The sequence below is a fragment of the Klebsiella sp. WP3-W18-ESBL-02 genome, assembly GCF_014168815.1.
GTDB lineage: Bacteria > Pseudomonadota > Gammaproteobacteria > Enterobacterales > Enterobacteriaceae > Kluyvera > Kluyvera ascorbata_B.
The window spans coordinates 3,286,595-3,305,441 of record NZ_AP021972.1; the positions used below are offsets into that span (position 1 = coordinate 3,286,595).

Below are 18,847 nucleotides of genomic sequence, written 5' to 3' on the forward strand. Positions count from 1 at the left end.
GTCGGCGTTTTGGCGGTAGGAAAGGATTAGGCCAGAGTACTAATACGCGCCAGCTGCTCGAAATAATCCGGGAAGGTTTTCGCCGTACATTTCGGGTCAAGGATTGTGACCGGCGTATCCGATAGCGCAACCAGAGAGAAGCACATCGCCATACGATGATCGTTGTAGGTCGCAATCTCAGCAAAATTCAGCGTCGTCGGCGGCGTCACGCGAATATAATCTTCGCCCTCTTCCACGATCGCGCCCACTTTGCGCAGCTCGGTTGCCATGGCGAACAGACGGTCTGTCTCTTTAACGCGCCAGTTGTATATATTACGCAGCGTGGTGGTGCCTTTGGCAAACAGCGCGGCGGTGGCAATGGTCATAGCGGCATCAGGGATATGGTTCATGTCCATATCGATGGCATTCAGTTCACCATGAGTGCAGGCAATAAAATCATCGCCCCAGGTGATGGTCGCGCCCATTTTTTCCAGCACGTCAGCGAAGCGAATATCGCCCTGTACGCTGTGACGACCAATGCCGGTCACCTTCACGGTGCCGCCTTTAATCGCGCCAGCGGCCAGGAAGTAGGAAGCCGATGACGCATCGCCTTCAACCAGATACTGGCCCGGCGAGACATACTGCTGGTGACCACGCACAACAAAACGCTGATAGTTCTGGTTTTCAACTTCAACACCGAAAGTTTTCATCAAATGCAGCGTGATGTCGATATACGGCTTGGACACCAGATCGCCCTTGATGGTAATGACTGTGTCCTGCGGTGCCAGCGGCGCCGTCATCAGCAGCGCGGTCAGGAACTGGCTGGAGACGCTACCGTCTACTTCAACGCTACCGCCGATAAACCCACCATTCAGGCGCAGCGGTGGATAATTTTCCTGCTCTAAATAGGTAATCTGCGCGCCGCCCTGACGCAGGGCATCCACCAGGTGGCCGATTGGGCGTTCTTTCATGCGCGGCTCACCGGTCAAGACAATATCATTTGCCCCCAGGCACAGCGCGGCGGCCAGTGGGCGCATAGCGGTGCCCGCGTTGCCGAGGAACAGTTCCAGTTCGCCAGAGCCCTGCAGCGGGCCCGCGTTGCCGGTGACTTCACAGCGCGTGCGATCGTCAGACAGGGTGTAGTGAATTCCCAGCGCTTTCAACGCGTTCAGCATGTGGCGAACATCATCGCTGTCCAGCAGATTAGTCAGGATGGTGGTGCCGCTTGCCAGCGCCGCCAGCAGCAGCGCACGGTTCGACACGCTTTTAGAACCAGGCAGATTAATCGTGCCGTCTACGCGCGCGATAGGTTGTAACGTCAGGGATTCCATGAAACTCAACTCTCAAAAAACAAAAGAAAAACCCCATGACGCGGCCATGGGGAGGATAGGTCAAAAATCGATTAGCCGTGACGACGCTCGAAGTCCTGCATAAATTCCGTCAGCGCCTGTACGCCCGCCAGCGGCATGGCGTTATAGATGGAGGCGCGCATCCCGCCGACTACGCGGTGGCCTTTCAGCGCGTGCAGACCGGCGGCAAACGATTCATCCAGGAAGACTTTGTCCAGCGCGCTGTCTGCCAGCTGGAACGGAACGTTCATACGGGAACGGTTGGCGCTCGCCACATCGTTACGGTAGAAATCGCTGCTATCGATGGTGCTATACAGAAGATCGGCCTTCTGCTGATTAATACGATCCATTACGGCCAGGCCACCCTGCTCTTTCAGCCATTTGAAGACCAGACCGGACAGATACCAGGCAAAGGTCGGCGGGGTGTTGAACATGGAGTCGTTGTCGTTGAGCACGCTGTAATCAAGGATAGACGGGCAGGCAACATGTGCTTTACCCAGCAGGTCTTCGCGCACGATAACCAGCGTTAAGCCGGCAGGACCAATGTTTTTCTGCGCACCGGCGTAGATAACGCCAAAGCGGCTCACGTCGATCGGGCGGGACAGAATGGTTGAGGAGAAGTCAGCGGCAACAACAACCTCGTTGCCAAAGTCAGGCGTCTCATCAATAGCAATACCGTCGATAGTTTCGTTCGGGCAATAGTGCAAATACGCCGCGTTATCGGAAAGCTGCCAGTCGCGCATGGGTTTTACCGCGCGCTGACCGTCGACGGTAATCTTCGCGTCAATCACGTTTGGCGTGCAGTATTTTTTAGCTTCTTTCACCGCGCTCGCTGCCCAGTAGCCGGCGTCAACGTAGTCAGCTGTGGTTTTATCACCGAGGATGTTCAGCGGTACGCCGGCAAACTGACCGCGCCCGCCGCCGTGGCAAAACAGCACTTTGTAGTTGGATGGGATGTTAAGCAGGTCACGAAAATCTTTTTCTGCTTCCTCCGCCACGTGGATAAACTCTTTACCACGGTGGCTAACTTCCATTACCGACGTGCCTAATCCGTTCCAGTCGCAGAGTTCCTTCTGCGCCAGTTTAAGGACATCTGCCGGAAGCATCGCCGGACCTGAACTGAAATTAAAGACCTGAGCCATAACCCTCACCACATTGCAATGTTGTCTGACCGCATGCCTCGCGCGTCATCAACGCGTGGGCATAAGTTATTCCTGTGGCTATTGGTTTTATCATTCAGTGACACGCGCCGCAATGTCTAAAACCTTTCGTCAGCGAAATGTGCCCTCCGTCACACAATAGATTCTACCGTCTTGCCGTGTGAAAACCGACAAAATGGCTATCAGGCAATCCGTTTCGCGCGGCTCACCTTCGTCCAGGCCGGATTTGCGCAGCGCGGACATAATTGTCGCTCCCCCGCCCGCATGCTAACGACGTAGCTACAGCGCACACACGCGTACTCACCTGGCGCAGGAACTGCCTTAAAACGCTGAGTGAGGCTGTCGGGCAAAATGCATAATCCCGGCTTCACCTGCTCGTCAGCATAATAAAACACGCTAATCTGACCGTCGGTTTCCATAATCGCCAGCCGGACCTGCCCAAGCTGCTCCACGCTGTTCAACCGCAGTTCCATAAAAAAATCCAGCTCCGTCAGATTTGCCGCGCGCACGTTTTCCCAGGCCAGTTGCCCTTCTTTAACGATGACGATCGCTTTACCTTCCAGTAAGCCCTGTAACTTTTCACTTTTCGCCATCAACCACATCACCAGCCGATACAGCAGCGCCAGCGAAATGAAAACCACAAAAACCGGCACCAGCGGGACATCATCATAGAAGGCAACATCGCCCGCCGCCGATCCCAGCGTGAGGATAATCAGCACTTCAAACAGCGACATCTGCCGCACGCCGCGACGTCCGGTCATTTTGAGAAACAGAAACACCAGCGCGAAGGTAAACACGCATCTCAGCGCCACCTCGCCTAAAAATTCTGGCGGAACGTTGTCAAATGCCATTCTATGAAGATCAAACGCTTTCATTTTTTCTGCGCCGTAACAGTCGGTTATTGCCTGTAAGCATAGCCGTCTCTTTTATTTTCGCCGAAGATAGCACCCGTCACGCAAAACCCGTATCATTGCGCGCTTTCCGTACGACAAAAGAGATTGCTATGACGCAAACCTATATTCCCGGCAAAGATGCCGCACTGGAAGATTCCATCGCTCGCTTCCAGCAAAAGCTGCTCGACCTGGGCTTCGATATTGAAGAAGCTTCCTGGTTGAACCCGGTTCCTAACGTCTGGTCGGTACATATCCGTGATAAAGCCTGCTCGCTGTGCTTTACCAACGGTAAAGGCGCGACCAAAAAAGCGGCGCTGGCATCCGCGCTGGGTGAATACTTCGAGCGTCTGTCGACCAACTATTTCTTCGCTGACTTCTGGCTGGGTGACAAAATCGCCAACGGCCCGTTCGTTCACTACCCGAATGAGAAATGGTTCCCGCTGACCGACGACGACGAAGTGCCGGAAGGTCTGCTCGACGCGCGCCTGCGCGCATTCTACGATCCTGACGATCAGCTGACCGCCAGCATGCTGGTCGATCTGCAGTCCGGCAACGACGATCGCGGCGTGTGCGGGCTGCCGTTTACCCGTCAGTCCGACGGCGAAACCATCTACATTCCGATGAACATCGTCGCGAACCTGTACGTTTCCAACGGCATGTCTGCGGGCAACACCCGTAACGAAGCCCGCGTACAGGGGCTGTCGGAAGTGTTCGAACGTCACGTGAAGAACCGCATTATTGCCGAAAGCATCAGCCTGCCGGAAATCCCGGCCGAGGTGCTGGCACGCTATCCTGGCGTAGTGGAATCCATCAAAACGCTGGAAGCGGAAGGTTTCCCTATCTTCGCCTACGACGGTTCACTGGGCGGCAAATACCCGGTTATCTGCGTGGTGCTGTTCAACCCGGCGAACGGCACCTGCTTTGCTTCCTTCGGTGCACATCCGGACTTCGGCGTTGCGCTGGAGCGTACGGTAACCGAACTGCTGCAGGGCCGCGGTCTTAAAGATCTTGATGTGTTCACGCCGCCGACCTTTGACGATGAAGAAGTGGCCGAGCACACCAACCTCGAAACCCACTTTATCGATTCCAGCGGTCTTATCTCCTGGGGTATGTTCAAACAGGATGCAGACTATCCGTTTGCAGACTGGAACTTCTCCGGCACCACCGAAGAAGAGTTCGCAACGCTGATGGCTATCTTCAAAGAAGAAGATAAAGAAGTGTACATCGCCGATTACGAACATCTGGGCGTTTACGCCTGTCGTATCATCGTGCCCGGCATGTCTGATATCTATCCAGCGGAAGATCTGTGGCTGGCGAATAACAATATGGGCAGCCACCTGCGCGAAACCATTCTTTCCCTGCCGGGCAGCGAGTGGGAAAAAGAAGAGTACCTGAATCTTATCGAGCAGATTGACGACGAAGGCCTCGACGACTTTACTCGCGTGCGCGAGCTGCTGGGTCTGGCGACCGGCCCGAACAACGGCTGGTACACCCTGCGCGTTGGCGAACTGAAAGCAATGCTGGCATTAGCCGGCGGCGACCTTGAGCAGGCGTTAATCTGGACCGAATGGACCATGGAGTTTAACGCGTCCGTGTTCAGCGCCGAGCGCGCCAACTACTACCGCTGTCTGCAAACGCTGCTGCTGCTTTCTCAGGAAGAAGAGCGTGAACCGCTGCAGTATCTGAACGCGTTTGTCCGCATGTACGGCGCAGACGCCGTCGAAGCGGCCAGCGCGGCGCTGAGCGGCGAAGAGGCCTTCTACGGCCTGCAGCCAGCGGACGGCACGCTGGAAGCCTTCCCGGCGCATCAGTCGCTGTTAGAGGCCTACGAAAAACTGCAGCGCGCGAAAGCGGCTTTCTGGGCGAAGTAATTTCTTCACCACAGAAAAAGTAGGCTTAATGCCAGACCTACGCTATATTACGGGGCCACTTGTTGGCCCCTTTTTTATATTTCAACGCTTCGCTTCACGGGCATGTGAAAATAAAGTTAAATATAAGTAAATACTATAATTGGTAGTTTACTTTTATTGTTAATTTTACCGATCATTACTCCATTTTAATTAACCAATAAAATGAAGGATAAAGAAAAAAATTCAACTGATTTTGTAAATCTTAAAATTTATTTTTTATTTTAATATTCATATTGTTAGCAAAGGATTGTTGAAAAACCATTCGTTATTCAGGCCTATAAGCCAGGTGAGATATGATCTATATCAAATTCTCATCTATAATGCTTTGTTAGTATCTCGTCGCCGATTAAATAAAAAGAGAGAGTTAGTGTGAAAGCTGACAACCCTTTTGATCTACTCCTTCCTGCTGCGATGGCCAAAGTTGCCGAAGAAGCAGGCGTCTATAAAGCAACCAAGCATCCGCTGAAAACCTTTTATCTGGCGATTACTGCGGGCGTCTTTATCTCGATTGCTTTTGTTTTTTACATTACCGCAACGACGGGCACCGCGGGTATGCCATTTGGCATCGCGAAGCTGATTGGCGGTATCTGCTTCTCACTAGGCTTAATCCTTTGCGTTATTTGTGGCGCTGACCTCTTTACCTCGACCGTGCTTATCGTTGTAGCGAAAGCCAGCGGGCGAATTACCTGGGGTCAACTGGCAAAAAACTGGCTCAACGTCTATGTTGGTAACCTGATCGGCGCGCTGCTCTTCGTGCTGTTGATGTGGCTGTCCGGCGAATACATGACGGCCAACGGCGGATGGGGGCTAAACGTCCTGCAAACTGCTGACCACAAAATGCACCACACATTCATTGAAGCCGTCGCTCTCGGCATCCTGGCGAACCTGATGGTCTGCCTGGCAGTCTGGATGAGCTACTCTGGCCGCAGCCTGATGGACAAAGCCATGATTATGGTTTTACCGGTTGCCATGTTCGTCGCCAGCGGCTTTGAGCACAGCATTGCAAACATGTTTATGATTCCGATGGGTATCGTAATACGTCACTTTGCTAGCCCGGAATTCTGGACCGCAATCGGTTCAACTCCGGAAAGTTTTTCTCACCTGACCGTGATGAATTTCATCACCGATAACCTGATTCCGGTAACCATCGGGAACATCATCGGCGGCGGTTTATTGGTTGGGTTGACATACTGGGTCATTTACCTGCGTGGCGGTGACCGTCATTAACTGATGGTTGCTCCAGGCAGTAAATAAAAAGTCCACTTAAGAAGGTAGGTGTTACATGTCCGAACTTAATGAAAAGTTAGCCACAGCCTGGGAAGGTTTTGCGAAAGGTGACTGGCAGAATGAAGTAAACGTACGTGACTTCATCCAGAAAAACTACACTCCGTATGAGGGTGACGAGTCCTTCCTGGCTGGCGCTACTGACGCGACCACAGCTCTGTGGGACAACGTTATGGAAGGCGTTAAACTGGAAAACCGCACTCACGCGCCAGTTGACTTTGACACCGCCGTTGCTTCCACCATTACTTCCCACGACGCTGGTTACATCAACAAAGCGCTGGAAAAAATTGTTGGTCTGCAAACTGAAGCTCCGCTGAAACGTGCTCTTATCCCGTTCGGTGGCATCAAAATGATCGAAGGTTCCTGCAAAGCGTATAACCGCGAACTGGACCCGATGATCAAAAAAATCTTCACCGAATACCGTAAAACGCACAACCAGGGCGTGTTCGACGTTTATACTCCGGACATCCTGCGCTGCCGTAAATCCGGTGTTCTGACCGGTCTGCCAGACGCCTACGGCCGTGGTCGTATCATCGGTGACTACCGTCGTATCGCCGTATACGGTATCGACTACCTGATGAAAGACAAATTCGCTCAGTTCACCTCTCTCCAGTCTGACCTGGAAAACGGTGTAAACCTGGAAGCGACTATCCGTCTGCGTGAAGAAATCTCCGAACAGCACCGTGCGCTGGGTCAGATCAAAGAGATGGCTGCTAAATACGGCTACGACATCTCTGGTCCGGCTACCAACGCTCAGGAAGCTATTCAGTGGACTTACTTCGGCTACCTGGCCGCTGTTAAATCCCAGAACGGCGCTGCAATGTCCTTCGGTCGTACCTCCAGCTTCCTGGATATCTACATCGAACGTGACCTGAAAGCAGGCAAAATCACTGAACAAGAAGCTCAGGAAATGATTGACCACCTGGTCATGAAACTGCGTATGGTTCGCTTCCTGCGTACCCCTGAGTATGATGAACTGTTCTCCGGTGACCCGATTTGGGCAACTGAATCCGTCGGTGGTATGGGCGTTGATGGCCGTACTCTGGTCACCAAAAACAGCTTCCGTTTCCTGAACACCCTGTACACCATGGGCCCGTCTCCGGAACCGAACATCACTATCCTGTGGTCTGAAAAACTGCCGCTGGCGTTCAAAAAATTCGCCGCAAAAGTGTCCATCGATACCTCTTCTCTGCAGTATGAGAACGATGACCTGATGCGTCCGGACTTCAACAACGATGACTACGCTATCGCTTGCTGCGTAAGCCCGATGATCGTTGGTAAACAAATGCAGTTCTTCGGTGCGCGTGCAAACCTGGCGAAAACCATGCTGTACGCAATCAACGGCGGCGTTGATGAAAAACTGAAAATGCAGGTTGGTCCTAAAACTGAGCCAATGAAAGGCGACGTTCTGAACTACGACGAAGTTATGGATCGTATGGACCACTTTATGGATTGGCTGGCTAAACAGTACGTCACCGCGCTGAACGTCATCCACTACATGCACGACAAATACAGCTACGAAGCTTCTCTGATGGCGCTGCATGACCGCGACGTTATCCGTACTATGGCTTGCGGTATCGCTGGTCTGTCCGTTGCTGCTGACTCCCTGTCTGCAATCAAATATGCGAAAGTTAAACCGATTCGTGATGAAAACGGTCTGGCTGTTGACTTCGAAATCGAAGGCGAATACCCGCAGTTTGGTAACAACGACGCTCGCGTCGATGACATGGCGGTTGACCTGGTTGAACGTTTCATGAAGAAAATTCAGAAACTGACGACTTACCGTAACGCAATCCCGACTCAGTCTGTTCTGACCATCACCTCTAACGTGGTTTATGGTAAGAAAACCGGTAACACCCCAGACGGTCGTCGCGCTGGCGCGCCATTCGGCCCAGGTGCTAACCCAATGCACGGTCGTGACCAGAAAGGTGCTGTTGCCTCTCTGACTTCCGTTGCTAAACTGCCGTTTGCTTACGCTAAAGATGGTATCTCTTACACCTTCTCTATCGTTCCGAACGCACTGGGTAAAGACGACGACGTTCGTAAAACCAACCTGGCTGGTCTGATGGACGGTTACTTCCACCACGAAGCGTCTATCGAAGGCGGTCAACACCTGAACGTTAACGTAATGAACCGCGAAATGCTGCTCGACGCGATGGAAAACCCGGAAAAATATCCGCAGCTGACCATCCGCGTATCTGGCTACGCAGTACGTTTTAACTCCCTGACTAAAGAACAGCAGCAGGACGTTATTACCCGTACCTTCACTCAGTCCATGTAATGGATTTGACTGAAATCGCGATTTAAAAAGCGTACAATAAAGGCTCCACGTCAGTGGGGCCTTTCTTATAACTGCCCTACTCTCTCCGAGCCTATTTTGCCTGCTAACTTCTATAATCAGGTTAACAAGCAAAATAAACTCAAGACGGCCTGAAATAATGATCGTCACCCTGCCGGACGCGGGGAAGAACTGGAGATAATACTGCAATGTCTGTAACTGGTCGCATTCACTCCTTTGAATCCTGTGGCACCGTCGATGGCCCAGGCATCCGTTTTATTACCTTCTTCCAGGGCTGCCTGATGCGCTGCCTGTACTGCCATAACCGCGATACATGGGATACCCACGGTGGCAAAGAAGTCACCGTTGAAGAACTAATGAAAGAAGTGGTGACCTATCGCCACTTTATGAACGCGTCCGGCGGCGGCGTCACCGCATCCGGCGGCGAAGCCATTTTACAGGCTGAGTTCGTGCGCGACTGGTTCCGAGCGTGCAAGAAAGAAGGTATTCATACCTGTCTGGACACCAACGGCTTTGTGCGTCGTTACGACCCGGTCATTGATGAGCTGCTGGAAGTCACCGACCTGGTGATGCTCGACCTCAAGCAGATGAACGACGATATCCATCAGAATCTGGTTGGCGTATCTAACCACCGCACGCTCGAGTTTGCGCAGTACCTGTCGAAGAAAGACGTGAAGGTCTGGATCCGCTATGTGGTGGTCCCGGGCTGGTCAGATGACGATGACTCCGCGCACCGCCTGGGCGAGTTCACCCGCGATATGGGCAACGTCGAGAAAATCGAACTGCTGCCATACCACGAGCTGGGCAAACACAAATGGGTAGCCATGGGCGAAGAGTACAAGCTCGACGGGGTGAAGCCGCCGAAGAAAGAGACCATGGAACGCGTAAAAGGCATTCTCGAGCAGTACGGTCACAAGGTGATGTACTGATCCCTTCTGGCCAGTAGCTATACCTGGCCTGACAATGCTGATGACGAAAAACCCGACGCTAAGTCGGGTTTTTTGTTGTCTGTTTCGGCACGACAGGCGACGAAAAAATCAAGAGGCGCGCTCGCGCCAGCGCATCAGGCGTGGGCAACCGGGGTTGGATGATGCCCGGCTTTGCGCAGCAGCATCATCAGGTAGACGAACGACACCCCGGCAATCATGATAAACAGCAGGTTATCTGAGTAGCTTTGCATCAGCATGGCGGTCAGCGTAGGCCCTACCAGGCTGCCGATGGTGTAGCTTAGCAGCAGCGCCTGATTCATTGACACCAACTGGTGGTGCTCGACCTTCTCACAGGCCCAGGCCATCGCCACCGGATAGAGCGTAAAACCGGCGGCACCAAGGATAAACAGCGCCGGTGCCATCATTGCCTGGCTTAGCATCCCCAGACAGCCGACAATCACCACAAATACCTGCACGCGCAGTACCAGCAAACGACCAAAGCGATCCGCCAGACGGCCTATTGGCCATTGACCCAAAATACCGGCGCTGACCATCACCGCCATCCAAAAACCGATACCGGAATCGCTGACGCCACGATGGTTTAAATACAGCGGCATCAGCCCGTACAGCGAGCCCAGCACGATGCCGGAAATAATACAGCCATTCACCCCAAGTCGCGCCTGACGCAGCTTGAACATTGGCCAGACGCGCGCGTTGGCGTCCTGCTGTTCATCTTTCTGGTTCAGGATACGGGTAAACAGCAGCGGCAGAATACCGGCCAGGATAACGCCGGTCATCAGCGGCAGAATGGTCGCCAAATCGGTCGGTAGTTTACTCACGATAAGCTGGCCGAGCACGGTACCGATGTAATACATCATCATGTAGGCCGCCAGCAGACGCCCGCGATTGCGCGAAGTACCACTGCACATCAGCGCGCTTTCCACCACCACCCAAATCATGGCGCAGCCGACGCCGGCGATAAAACGCCAGAACATCCAGCTCCAGAAGCCCACCATAAAGCCCAGCCCCACGCAGCCCGCGGCGAAGATAAGCGACGCAATATAGTAGCTGAAGTTAAAGCCAAGACGCTTAATCAGACGCCCGGTCAGCATCGTACCCACCAGGTTACCGGTGAAATAGGATGAACCAACCATCCCAACCTGCCAGGTTGGCAGATTTTCATGGGCGAGCCAGAGCGGGACGAGCGTGTTGAGTACCGCGATCGCCAGCGTCAATAACAAAAGGCCACAGAGCAATAACAGCACTGGGCGGGTATAGGTGGACATGGGCTAAAAACCGTGAGGATAGACAGATTTCGAGCGCATCATGCCACTGCTAAAAACATTGTCAATCCACCTGATTTGTGTCGGAAGCGGCTTTCTGGCACCACGATTGATGTTTCTTATTCAGCGCAGCGGTATAACGACATTCATCAAATCTATCTGATTGTTTTTACTGAAAATGAAAGGAATAAATGGAAAGGGTTCAGTTGAAAAAATTCATGAACAAAAAGTGCCAGGGCGAGGCAGCCCCGGCACGTTTTATTTAGCTGGCGACCGCCATCCCGACGGTCATATGCAGACCGTAGAAGACGCCACGGCCGATCAGTTCACCGACCAGCACCAGCACAAATGCCAGACTCAACAGCGGCAGCGCCGGCTGGTAGCCCTTAAGCTGCGGCACCACCCAGCACACCAGCGCCAGCGCAATGGCCGCAACGCGCCACGCCATCAGGGAGCCGTAGTTCGGGACCAGTGCGGAAGCCTGCTGGATTGAGCTATGGATTGAAGCCAGCTCAACGCCCTGCATCAGCGAAACAACCGCGCTAACGCCCAGCGCAGCCAGGCTCACCACCGGCAGCAGACGCAGCGCCCAGCCTTCGACACCCGCCCAGCGCAGCAGCAGATAGCCGAGCAGCGGACCGCCGATAAACAGCGTCAGGAAGAAGCTCAGCGGCGTCCAGATGCTATACCAGGTCGGTACGGTATCGATGGTGTTATACACGCGCACCATCATCCACACGAAGACCACACCCAGCACCATCGTCACCACCAGCCAGACGCTACGCAGCGCGCAGGAGAGCTTATTGGTGACGGCCAGCAGCCAGCCAATGCCCCCCACGGCGAAGAAAATCGCGCCGCTGGCAATCTCGTTGCTCAACGACGAGGCCCCCACGCGGTTAAGCGAGTTAAATGCGCGCATCGGCGAGCCGAGGTGCAGCGTCGAGGCGATAAAACCAATGCCCATCAGCACCCACAAAGCGAACATACTCAGCACCACGCGCTGCTGCTGCTCGCGCGCCAGCTGCCCTTTCATCAGCGCCAGCGCCAGGACGATAAATCCGCCGGCAACGCACTGCCCAAAGACCGTGAAGATCATCAGCGGCCATTCATGCCATCCACTTCCCATCTCACACCTCCTTCGGGTTGGCCAGGTAGCCAGTGGTATCGCCGCACGGACGTGCATTGGCGTTAGGTTTAATCACAATGCTCGGCTTGGTAAAGTGCGCCGACGGCAGCGGTGCAACGGCCGCCAGCTGCCCGTGCTTCTGGCGAAGCTCTTCAATCGGCCCGAAGTCCAGCGCGCGCAGCGGGCAGGACTCGACGCAGATCGGTTTTTTGCCTTCCGCCACGCGCTCGTGGCAGCCGTCGCACTTGGTCATGTGGCCTTTTGCCGCATTGTACTGTGGGGCACCGTACGGGCAGGCCATATGGCAGTAGCGACAGCCGATGCAGACGTCTTCGTCAACGACCACAAAGCCGTCTTATCGTTTATGCATCGCGCCGCTCGGACACACTTTAGTACAGGCCGGATCTTCACAGTGGTTGCAGGCGATGGACAGGTAATAGGCAAAGACGTTCTGATGCCAGACGCCGTTATCTTCCTGCCAGTCGCCGCCGGCGTATTCATAAATACGGCGGAAGCTGACGTCCGGGGTTAAGTCTTTGTAATCTTTACACGCCAGTTCACAGGTTTTACAGCCGGTGCAGCGTGCCGAATCAATAAAAAAGCCATATTGGGTGGTCATCGGTTACTCCTTACACCTTCTCGACCTGAACAAGGTTCGTGTGCGATGGATTGCCTTTCGCCAGCGGCGACGGGCGCTGCGTGGTCAGCACGTTAATGCTGCCCGCCTGGTCAACACGCTTGGCATCCGGGTCATACCATGCCCCCTCGCCCAGCGCCACGATACCCGGCATCATGCGCGGTGTGACCTTAGCTTCAATATGCACTTCCCCACGATCGTTAAAGATGCGCACGCGATCGCCGTTGGCGATGCCGCGTTTTTTCGCATCCAGCGGATTAATCCACATTTCCTGACGGCAGGCCGCCTTCAGCACGTCAACGTTGCCATAGGTGGAGTGAACGCGTGCTTTATAGTGGAAGCCGGTCATCTGCAGCGGATACTTCTCAGCTAGCGGATCGTTGTAGTTTTCAAAGCCCGGTGTGTAGATCGGTAACGGATCGATAACATCACCTTCCGCCAGTTCCCAGGTGGCAGCGATTTTCGCCAGCTCCTGCGAGTAGATCTCAATTTTGCCCGACGGCGTAGTTAGCGGATTGGCCTGTGGGTCTTCACGGAACGCTTTATACGCCACGTGATGCCCTTCCGGATCGCGCTGCTTGAAGATGCCCTGCTTGCGGAACGTATCGAAGTCCGGCAGCTCAGGCACTGCCTGGCGGGAAAGTTCGTGCAGATGACGCATCCATCCTTCCTGCGTGCGCCCTTCGGTAAACTGCTGCTCAACGCCCATGCGTTTAGCCAGCTCGGTCGTCATGTCGTAAATCGTCTTACACTCGAAGCGCGGCTTAATCACCTGATCGGTGAAGATGACGTAAGACATGTTGCCGCAGGATGCATCCAGCGCGAAGTCCATCTGTTCGGATGCCGTGCAGTCCGGCAGCAGGATATCGGCATACTTCGCCGACGAGGTCATGTGGCAGTCGATGACCACTATCATTTCGCACTTCTTGTCATCCTGCAGGATTTCATGGGTGCGGTTTATCTCAGAGTGCTGGTTAATCAGGCAGTTACCGGCATAGTTCCAGATCATTTTGATCGGTACGTCCAGCTTATCTTTGCCACGCACGCCGTCACGCATGGCCGTCATTTCCGGGCCGCGAACGATCGCATCAGTCCACATGAACATGGAGATGCTGGTTTGAACGGGGTTTTCCAGCGTTGGCATACGCTCAAACGGCACTTCATAGGAGCCTTCACGCGCCCCGCTGTTACCGCCGTGAATACCCACGTTGCCGGTCAGAATGGACAGCATAGAAATGGCACGGGTCACGATTTCGCCATTCGCGTGACGCTGCGGCCCCCATCCCTGAGAGATATAAGCGGGCTTCGTGGTGGCGATTTCACGCGCCAGTTTGACAATGCGCTCGGCCGGAATACCGGTAATCGTCGATGCCCATTCCGGTGTTTTTGCCGTGCCATCACTACCCTGACCCAGAATATAAGCCTTGTAGTGGCCATTGGCCGGCGCGCCTTCCGGTAGCGTTTTTTCGTCGTAACCCACGCAGTATTTATCGAGGAACGGCTGATCGACCAGATTTTCGGTGATCATCACCCACGCCAGCGCGGAAACCAGCGCCGCATCGGTACCCGGACGAATCGGGATCCATTCATCTTCGCGGCCTGCCCCGGTATCGGTATAGCGCGGATCGACAATGATCATGCGCGCATTCGATTTCTGCCGCGCCTGCTCCAGATAGTAAGTCACCCCGCCGCCGCTCATGCGCGTTTCGCCAGGGTTGTTACCAAACAGCACCACCAGTTGGCTGTTTTCGATATCGGACGGGCTGTTGCCGTCAGCCCAGCCGCCGTAGGTATAGTTCAGGCCCGCAGCAATCTGCGCAGAGGAGTAGTCGCCGTAATGGTTCAGATATCCGCCGCAGCAGTTCATCAGGCGCGCAATCAGCGTTTTGCCCGGCGGCCAGGAGCGGGTTAACGTTCCTCCCAGGGTACCGGTGCCATAGTTGAGATAAATCGATTCATTGCCGTAATCTTTGATCAAGCGTTTCATATTATCGGCAATAGTATCAAAGGCTTCTTCCCAGCTAATACGCTCGAATTTACCTTCACCACGTTTGCCTACCCGCTTCATTGGGTATTTCAAGCGATCCGGGTTGTAGACGCGGCGACGCATTGAACGCCCGCGCAGGCAGGCACGAACCTGGTGCAGCCCGTCGTAGTTATCATCGCCGGTATTATCGGTTTCTACGTACTTAATCTCGCCATCGACAACATGCATGCGCAGCGGGCAGCGGCTTCCACAGTTTACCGTGCACGCACTCCAGGTGACACGTTCCGCTGCCGTTGCCGGGTCCAGCGCTTCGGCAGCATTAACGATACGGCTAAACGGGAGCGTAAAAGCACCGCTGGCCATCGCCAGGCCGCTAATGGCCGTGGTTTTCATTAAACCACGACGGCTGACCTCGGCTGCCAGTAAAGCATCGGGGGTTTCAGTTTTCATGGATACTCACTTCGTTGCTGACATTGAAAGTTTCGCTATATAGATTCTTATATAACGAATTGCTATTATTATAGTGTTTTATGCTATTGCTAGTTCGAAGGGAGTATTAAACGTTCTACCAGGAGAGGTATTGTTCGGTATCAATAGGGATATAAAAAAAGCGCCTTGCGGCGCTTTTTTTGTGAAACAGTCGAGGATTAACCGATAAATTCCAGACCGTTCATATATGGACGCAGCACCTCTGGTACTTCAATGCGGCCATCAGCCTGCTGGTAGTTTTCCAGCACGGCAACCAGCGTACGCCCTACCGCCAGCCCGGAACCGTTGAGGGTATGGACCAGACGGGTTTTCTTATCGGACTTGCTGCGGCAGCGAGCCTGCATGCGGCGCGCCTGGAAATCCCAGACGTTAGAGCAAGAGGAGATCTCGCGGTAGGTATTCTGCGCCGGAACCCAGACTTCGAGGTCATAGGTTTTGCAGGCACCGAAGCCCATGTCACCGGTACACAGGATGATTTTACGGTATGGCAGACCCAGCAGCTGCAGGACTTTTTCTGCGTGACCGGTCATTTCTTCCAGCGCCGCCATAGAATCTTCCGGACGAACGATCTGTACCATTTCAACTTTGTCGAACTGGTGCATACGGATCAGACCACGCGTGTCACGACCGTAGGAACCCGCTTCAGAGCGGAAGCACGGCGTGTGTGCGGTCATTTTGATCGGCAGATCGTCTTCGTCGATGATTTCATCGCGAACGAGGTTAGTCAGCGGCACTTCCGCCGTTGGGATCAGCGCATAGTTGCTGCTGTCAGCTTCTTCTTCCAGCGGACGAGTATGGAACAGGTCACCGGCAAATTTCGGCAGTTGCCCGGTACCGTACAGGGTGTCCTGGTTGACCAGGTAAGGCACATAGTTTTCGCTATAGCCATGCTGTTCGGTGTGCAGATCCAGCATAAACTGCGACAGCGCGCGGTGCATACGGGCGATCTGGCCTTTCATCACGACGAAACGTGAACCGGTCAGCTTAACGGCGGCAGCAAAGTCGAGGCCGCTGTGCATTTCACCCAGCGTCACATGATCGCGGATCTCGAAATCGAATTCACGCGGCGTGCCCCAACGGGAGACTTCAACGTTGTCGTTTTCGTCTCGACCGATCGGTGCGTCGTCGTGCGGGATGTTCGGGATGGTCAGCGCGATATCGCGAATCTCTGCCAGCAGAACGTCCAGTTCGGATTTCGCGGCATCCAGCTGTTCGCCGAGCTTGTTCACTTCCAGGCGTAAAGGCTCAATATCTTCCCCGCGTGCTTTCGCCTGGCCGATGGATTTCGATCGCGAGTTACGCTCTGCCTGCAGATTTTCAGTTTCTACCTGCAGCACTTTACGACGCTCTTCGAGAGCGCGAAGTTTATCTACATCCAGCTTAAAGCCCCGGCGTGCCAGTTTTTCTGCGACTGCGTCTGGCTCTGTACGCAGCAGATTGGGATCGAGCATGCTTATCCTATGCTTATCGAATTGAAAGTGGAGTATGCGACCACAGCCCGCGGTCGCAGAGGTACGTTGACAACATTACCGCAACGCCTGCGCTAGCGGTAGCGTTTTGTGCGGCTATTTTGATCCTGTTCAGCGAGCCAGGCGAGCTTTTCGCCAATCTTGCCTTCAAGACCCCGATTGGTCGGGTGATAGTAGCGAGTTTGCGCCATTTCGCTGGGGAAATACTCTTCACCGGCGGCGTAAGCGTTCGGTTCATCGTGGGCGTAGCGATACTCTTGCCCGTAGCCCATCTCTTTCATCAGTTTGGTCGGCGCATTGCGCAGATGCACCGGTACGTCGTAATCCGGGCGTTCACGCGCATCGGCCATCGCCGCTTTAAACGCGGTGTACACGGCGTTGCTTTTCGGCGCACAGGCAAGGTAAACAATGGCCTGCGCAATGGCTCTTTCGCCTTCGGCCGGACCAACGCGGGTGAAGCAGTCCCAGGCTGAAATCGCAACCTGCATCGCGCGCGGATCGGCATTGCCGACATCTTCGGAAGCAATCGCCAGGCAGCGGCGCGCAACGTACAGCGGATCGCCTCCGGCGCTGATAATGCGCGCATACCAATACAGCGCCGCATCCGGCGCGCTGCCGCGCACCGACTTGTGCAGCGCGGAAATCAGATCGTAGAAACGGTCGCCTTTGTTATCAAAACGGGCGCTGCGTTCGCCGGCAATTTCGGTCAGTAGCTGCGGCTGGAGTACGCGCTTACCCGCCTCGTCAAGCTCGGCCATATCGGCCATCATTTCCAGCGTATTCAGCGCTCTACGCGCATCACCGTTAACCAGCTCCGCAATCGCCCGCCGGGTTTCGTCCGGCAGGACAATATCCTGCCCGCCGTAGCCGCGCGCCTTGTCGTCCATCGCCTGAGTGAGCACTTGCTCAATATCCTCGGTGGTGAGCGATTTCAGCAGATAAACGCGCGCCCGGGAAAGCAGCGCCGAGTTCAGTTCAAACGAGGGGTTTTCCGTGGTTGCACCAATGAAGGTGATGGTGCCGTCCTCAATATGCGGCAGAAACGCATCCTGCTGGCTTTTATTGAAGCGGTGAACTTCGTCAACGAACAGAATAGTGCGACGCCCGGCATTGCGGTTCTGCCGCGCGCGTTCAATCGCTTCACGGATCTCTTTCACCCCGGAGGTAACGGCAGAAATTCGCTCGACGTCGGCATTCGCGTAGCGAGCAATCACTTCCGCCAGCGTGGTTTTGCCGGTGCCAGACGGCCCCCAGAGGATCATCGAGTGCAGATGCCCCGCCTCAATGGCTCGCGGCAGCGGCTTACCGGCAGCCAGCAGGTGCTGCTGGCCGATGTACTGCGCTAAGTTCTCTGGCCGCATACGCGCGGCCAGAGGTTGAAACGTATTCTCTGAAAAATCGAGCGACAGGTTGCTCACGCCGACCTCTTACTTACGCTGATCGTCCACCGTCACGCCCTGCGGCGGCGTAAAGGTGAATTTGGAGGCATCCACCGAGCCGTTCTGCTGCGATTTCAGCTGATAGCTGCTGCGCTGATCGTCCTGCTCGATGGCGCTGAACTGATGGATGGTGCCATCGCGGCCAACGTTGATGGTGAATTTCTTCAGGTTACCGTTGTTGCCGCGCGGCGTTAACACAAAATCATCGCCATTTTGCTGAATGTTATATTGCTGCCAGTCGCTGGCCTGGTTACGGGCAATCAGCATAAACGGCGTATTGCCGGTAGCATCTTTCAGCCAGGTCGCGGTCGCCTGCTCGACGAACGGGTTGTAGAACCACAGGGTTTTACCGTCAGAAACCAGAATGCTTTCATCCGGCTGCGTCATATGCCAGTTGAACAGATTCGGGCGTTTCACCCACAGATCGCCCTGACCATCCTGCACCGCATTACCGCTGCCATCGGTGACTTTTTGCGTGAAGCTGGCGTGGAAGCTGCTGACTTTATCCAGACGGCTTTTCAGGTCACCGGCGGCATCAGCCCATACGCTGCTGACAACAAAGCTGGAAAGTAATGCACACGTGATCGCGATCTTTTTCATTGTTATTTCCTTAA

General features: G+C 54.5%; 13 protein-coding genes and 1 pseudogene. 4 read left to right on the forward strand and 10 right to left on the reverse strand.

Annotation, left to right across the window (positions count from 1 at the left end; genetic code table 11):
* Positions 1–26: 26 nt before the first annotated feature.
* The 3 genes from aroA to H7R56_RS15765 form a co-directional block, all read right to left on the reverse strand.
* On the reverse strand, positions 27–1,310 hold the full coding sequence (gene aroA / locus H7R56_RS15755; protein WP_106928838.1) for a 3-phosphoshikimate 1-carboxyvinyltransferase: 1,284 nt from the start codon (positions 1,308–1,310) through the stop codon (positions 27–29).
* A gap of 71 nt (positions 1,311–1,381) precedes the next feature.
* Entirely contained in the window at positions 1,382–2,470 is a 1,089-nt protein-coding gene (gene serC / locus H7R56_RS15760) for a 3-phosphoserine/phosphohydroxythreonine transaminase (RefSeq protein WP_106928840.1), read from the reverse strand.
* 200 nt (positions 2,471–2,670) lie between these two features.
* Positions 2,671–3,363, reverse strand: coding sequence for a DUF421 domain-containing protein (locus tag H7R56_RS15765; RefSeq protein WP_106928841.1), 693 nt, complete (start codon positions 3,361–3,363; stop codon positions 2,671–2,673).
* A gap of 128 nt (positions 3,364–3,491) precedes the next feature.
* Between H7R56_RS15765 and ycaO the strand changes: the two genes are divergently transcribed.
* The 4 genes from ycaO to pflA all read left to right on the forward strand — a co-directional run bounded on the left by ycaO (position 3,492) and on the right by pflA (position 9,803).
* Positions 3,492–5,252, forward strand: a complete 1,761-nt coding sequence (ycaO, locus tag H7R56_RS15770; RefSeq protein WP_182928301.1) for a 30S ribosomal protein S12 methylthiotransferase accessory factor YcaO — start codon at positions 3,492–3,494, stop codon at positions 5,250–5,252.
* A gap of 408 nt (positions 5,253–5,660) precedes the next feature.
* Positions 5,661–6,518 carry a formate transporter FocA gene (gene focA / locus H7R56_RS15775; RefSeq protein WP_106928845.1) on the forward strand — a complete coding sequence of 286 codons (858 nt, stop codon included), beginning with the start codon at positions 5,661–5,663 and terminating at the stop codon, positions 6,516–6,518.
* Between the two features lie 55 nt (positions 6,519–6,573).
* Positions 6,574–8,856 carry a formate C-acetyltransferase gene (gene pflB, locus H7R56_RS15780; RefSeq protein WP_106928846.1) on the forward strand — a complete coding sequence of 761 codons (2,283 nt, stop codon included), beginning with the start codon at positions 6,574–6,576 and terminating at the stop codon, positions 8,854–8,856.
* Between the two features lie 206 nt (positions 8,857–9,062).
* Entirely contained in the window at positions 9,063–9,803 is a 741-nt protein-coding gene (pflA, locus tag H7R56_RS15785) for a pyruvate formate lyase 1-activating protein (RefSeq protein ID WP_106928848.1), read from the forward strand.
* 134 nt (positions 9,804–9,937) lie between these two features.
* Here pflA and H7R56_RS15790 read toward each other — a convergent pair whose 3' ends face one another.
* The 7 genes and pseudogenes from H7R56_RS15790 to lolA form a co-directional block, all read right to left on the reverse strand.
* The gene (locus H7R56_RS15790; protein ID WP_106928849.1) at positions 9,938–11,089 is read right to left on the reverse strand and encodes an MFS transporter; all 1,152 of its coding nucleotides are present in this window, start codon (positions 11,087–11,089) and stop codon (positions 9,938–9,940) included.
* Positions 11,090–11,348: 259 nt separating this feature from the next.
* Positions 11,349–12,212: a dimethyl sulfoxide reductase anchor subunit family protein gene (locus H7R56_RS15795; RefSeq protein ID WP_106928851.1), complete on the reverse strand. Its 864-nt coding sequence runs from the start codon at positions 12,210–12,212 to the stop codon at positions 11,349–11,351.
* A 1-nt stretch (position 12,213) separates the two neighbouring features.
* Positions 12,214–12,831: pseudogene (locus H7R56_RS15800) on the reverse strand (DMSO/selenate family reductase complex B subunit).
* A gap of 10 nt (positions 12,832–12,841) precedes the next feature.
* Positions 12,842–15,286: a dimethylsulfoxide reductase subunit A gene (gene dmsA / locus H7R56_RS15805; protein WP_106924448.1), complete on the reverse strand. Its 2,445-nt coding sequence runs from the start codon at positions 15,284–15,286 to the stop codon at positions 12,842–12,844.
* Positions 15,287–15,483: 197 nt separating this feature from the next.
* A complete protein-coding gene (gene serS, locus H7R56_RS15810; protein WP_106924449.1) occupies positions 15,484–16,776 on the reverse strand; it encodes a serine--tRNA ligase in 1,293 nt (430 codons plus the stop codon).
* 92 nt (positions 16,777–16,868) lie between these two features.
* Entirely contained in the window at positions 16,869–18,212 is a 1,344-nt protein-coding gene (gene rarA, locus H7R56_RS15815) for a replication-associated recombination protein RarA (RefSeq protein ID WP_182928302.1), read from the reverse strand.
* Between the two features lie 9 nt (positions 18,213–18,221).
* Complete coding sequence (gene lolA / locus H7R56_RS15820; protein WP_106924451.1) at positions 18,222–18,833, reverse strand: outer membrane lipoprotein periplasmic chaperone LolA; 612 nt, start codon at positions 18,831–18,833, stop codon at positions 18,222–18,224.
* Positions 18,834–18,847 lie beyond the last annotated feature (14 nt).

Coding starts and splice junctions, on each gene's coding strand:
- aroA (WP_106928838.1), bottom strand. CDS start 1,310: ATGGAATCCCTGACGTTACAACCTATCGCGCGCGTAGACGGCACGATT.
- serC (WP_106928840.1), bottom strand. CDS start 2,470: ATGGCTCAGGTCTTTAATTTCAGTTCAGGTCCGGCGATGCTTCCGGCA.
- H7R56_RS15765 (WP_106928841.1), bottom strand. CDS start 3,363: ATGAAAGCGTTTGATCTTCATAGAATGGCATTTGACAACGTTCCGCCA.
- ycaO (WP_182928301.1), top strand. CDS start 3,492: ATGACGCAAACCTATATTCCCGGCAAAGATGCCGCACTGGAAGATTCC.
- pflB (WP_106928846.1), top strand. CDS start 6,574: ATGTCCGAACTTAATGAAAAGTTAGCCACAGCCTGGGAAGGTTTTGCG.
- pflA (WP_106928848.1), top strand. CDS start 9,063: ATGTCTGTAACTGGTCGCATTCACTCCTTTGAATCCTGTGGCACCGTC.
- H7R56_RS15790 (WP_106928849.1), bottom strand. CDS start 11,089: ATGTCCACCTATACCCGCCCAGTGCTGTTATTGCTCTGTGGCCTTTTG.
- H7R56_RS15795 (WP_106928851.1), bottom strand. CDS start 12,212: ATGGGAAGTGGATGGCATGAATGGCCGCTGATGATCTTCACGGTCTTT.
- dmsA (WP_106924448.1), bottom strand. CDS start 15,286: ATGAAAACTGAAACCCCCGATGCTTTACTGGCAGCCGAGGTCAGCCGT.
- serS (WP_106924449.1), bottom strand. CDS start 16,776: ATGCTCGATCCCAATCTGCTGCGTACAGAGCCAGACGCAGTCGCAGAA.
- lolA (WP_106924451.1), bottom strand. CDS start 18,833: ATGAAAAAGATCGCGATCACGTGTGCATTACTTTCCAGCTTTGTTGTC.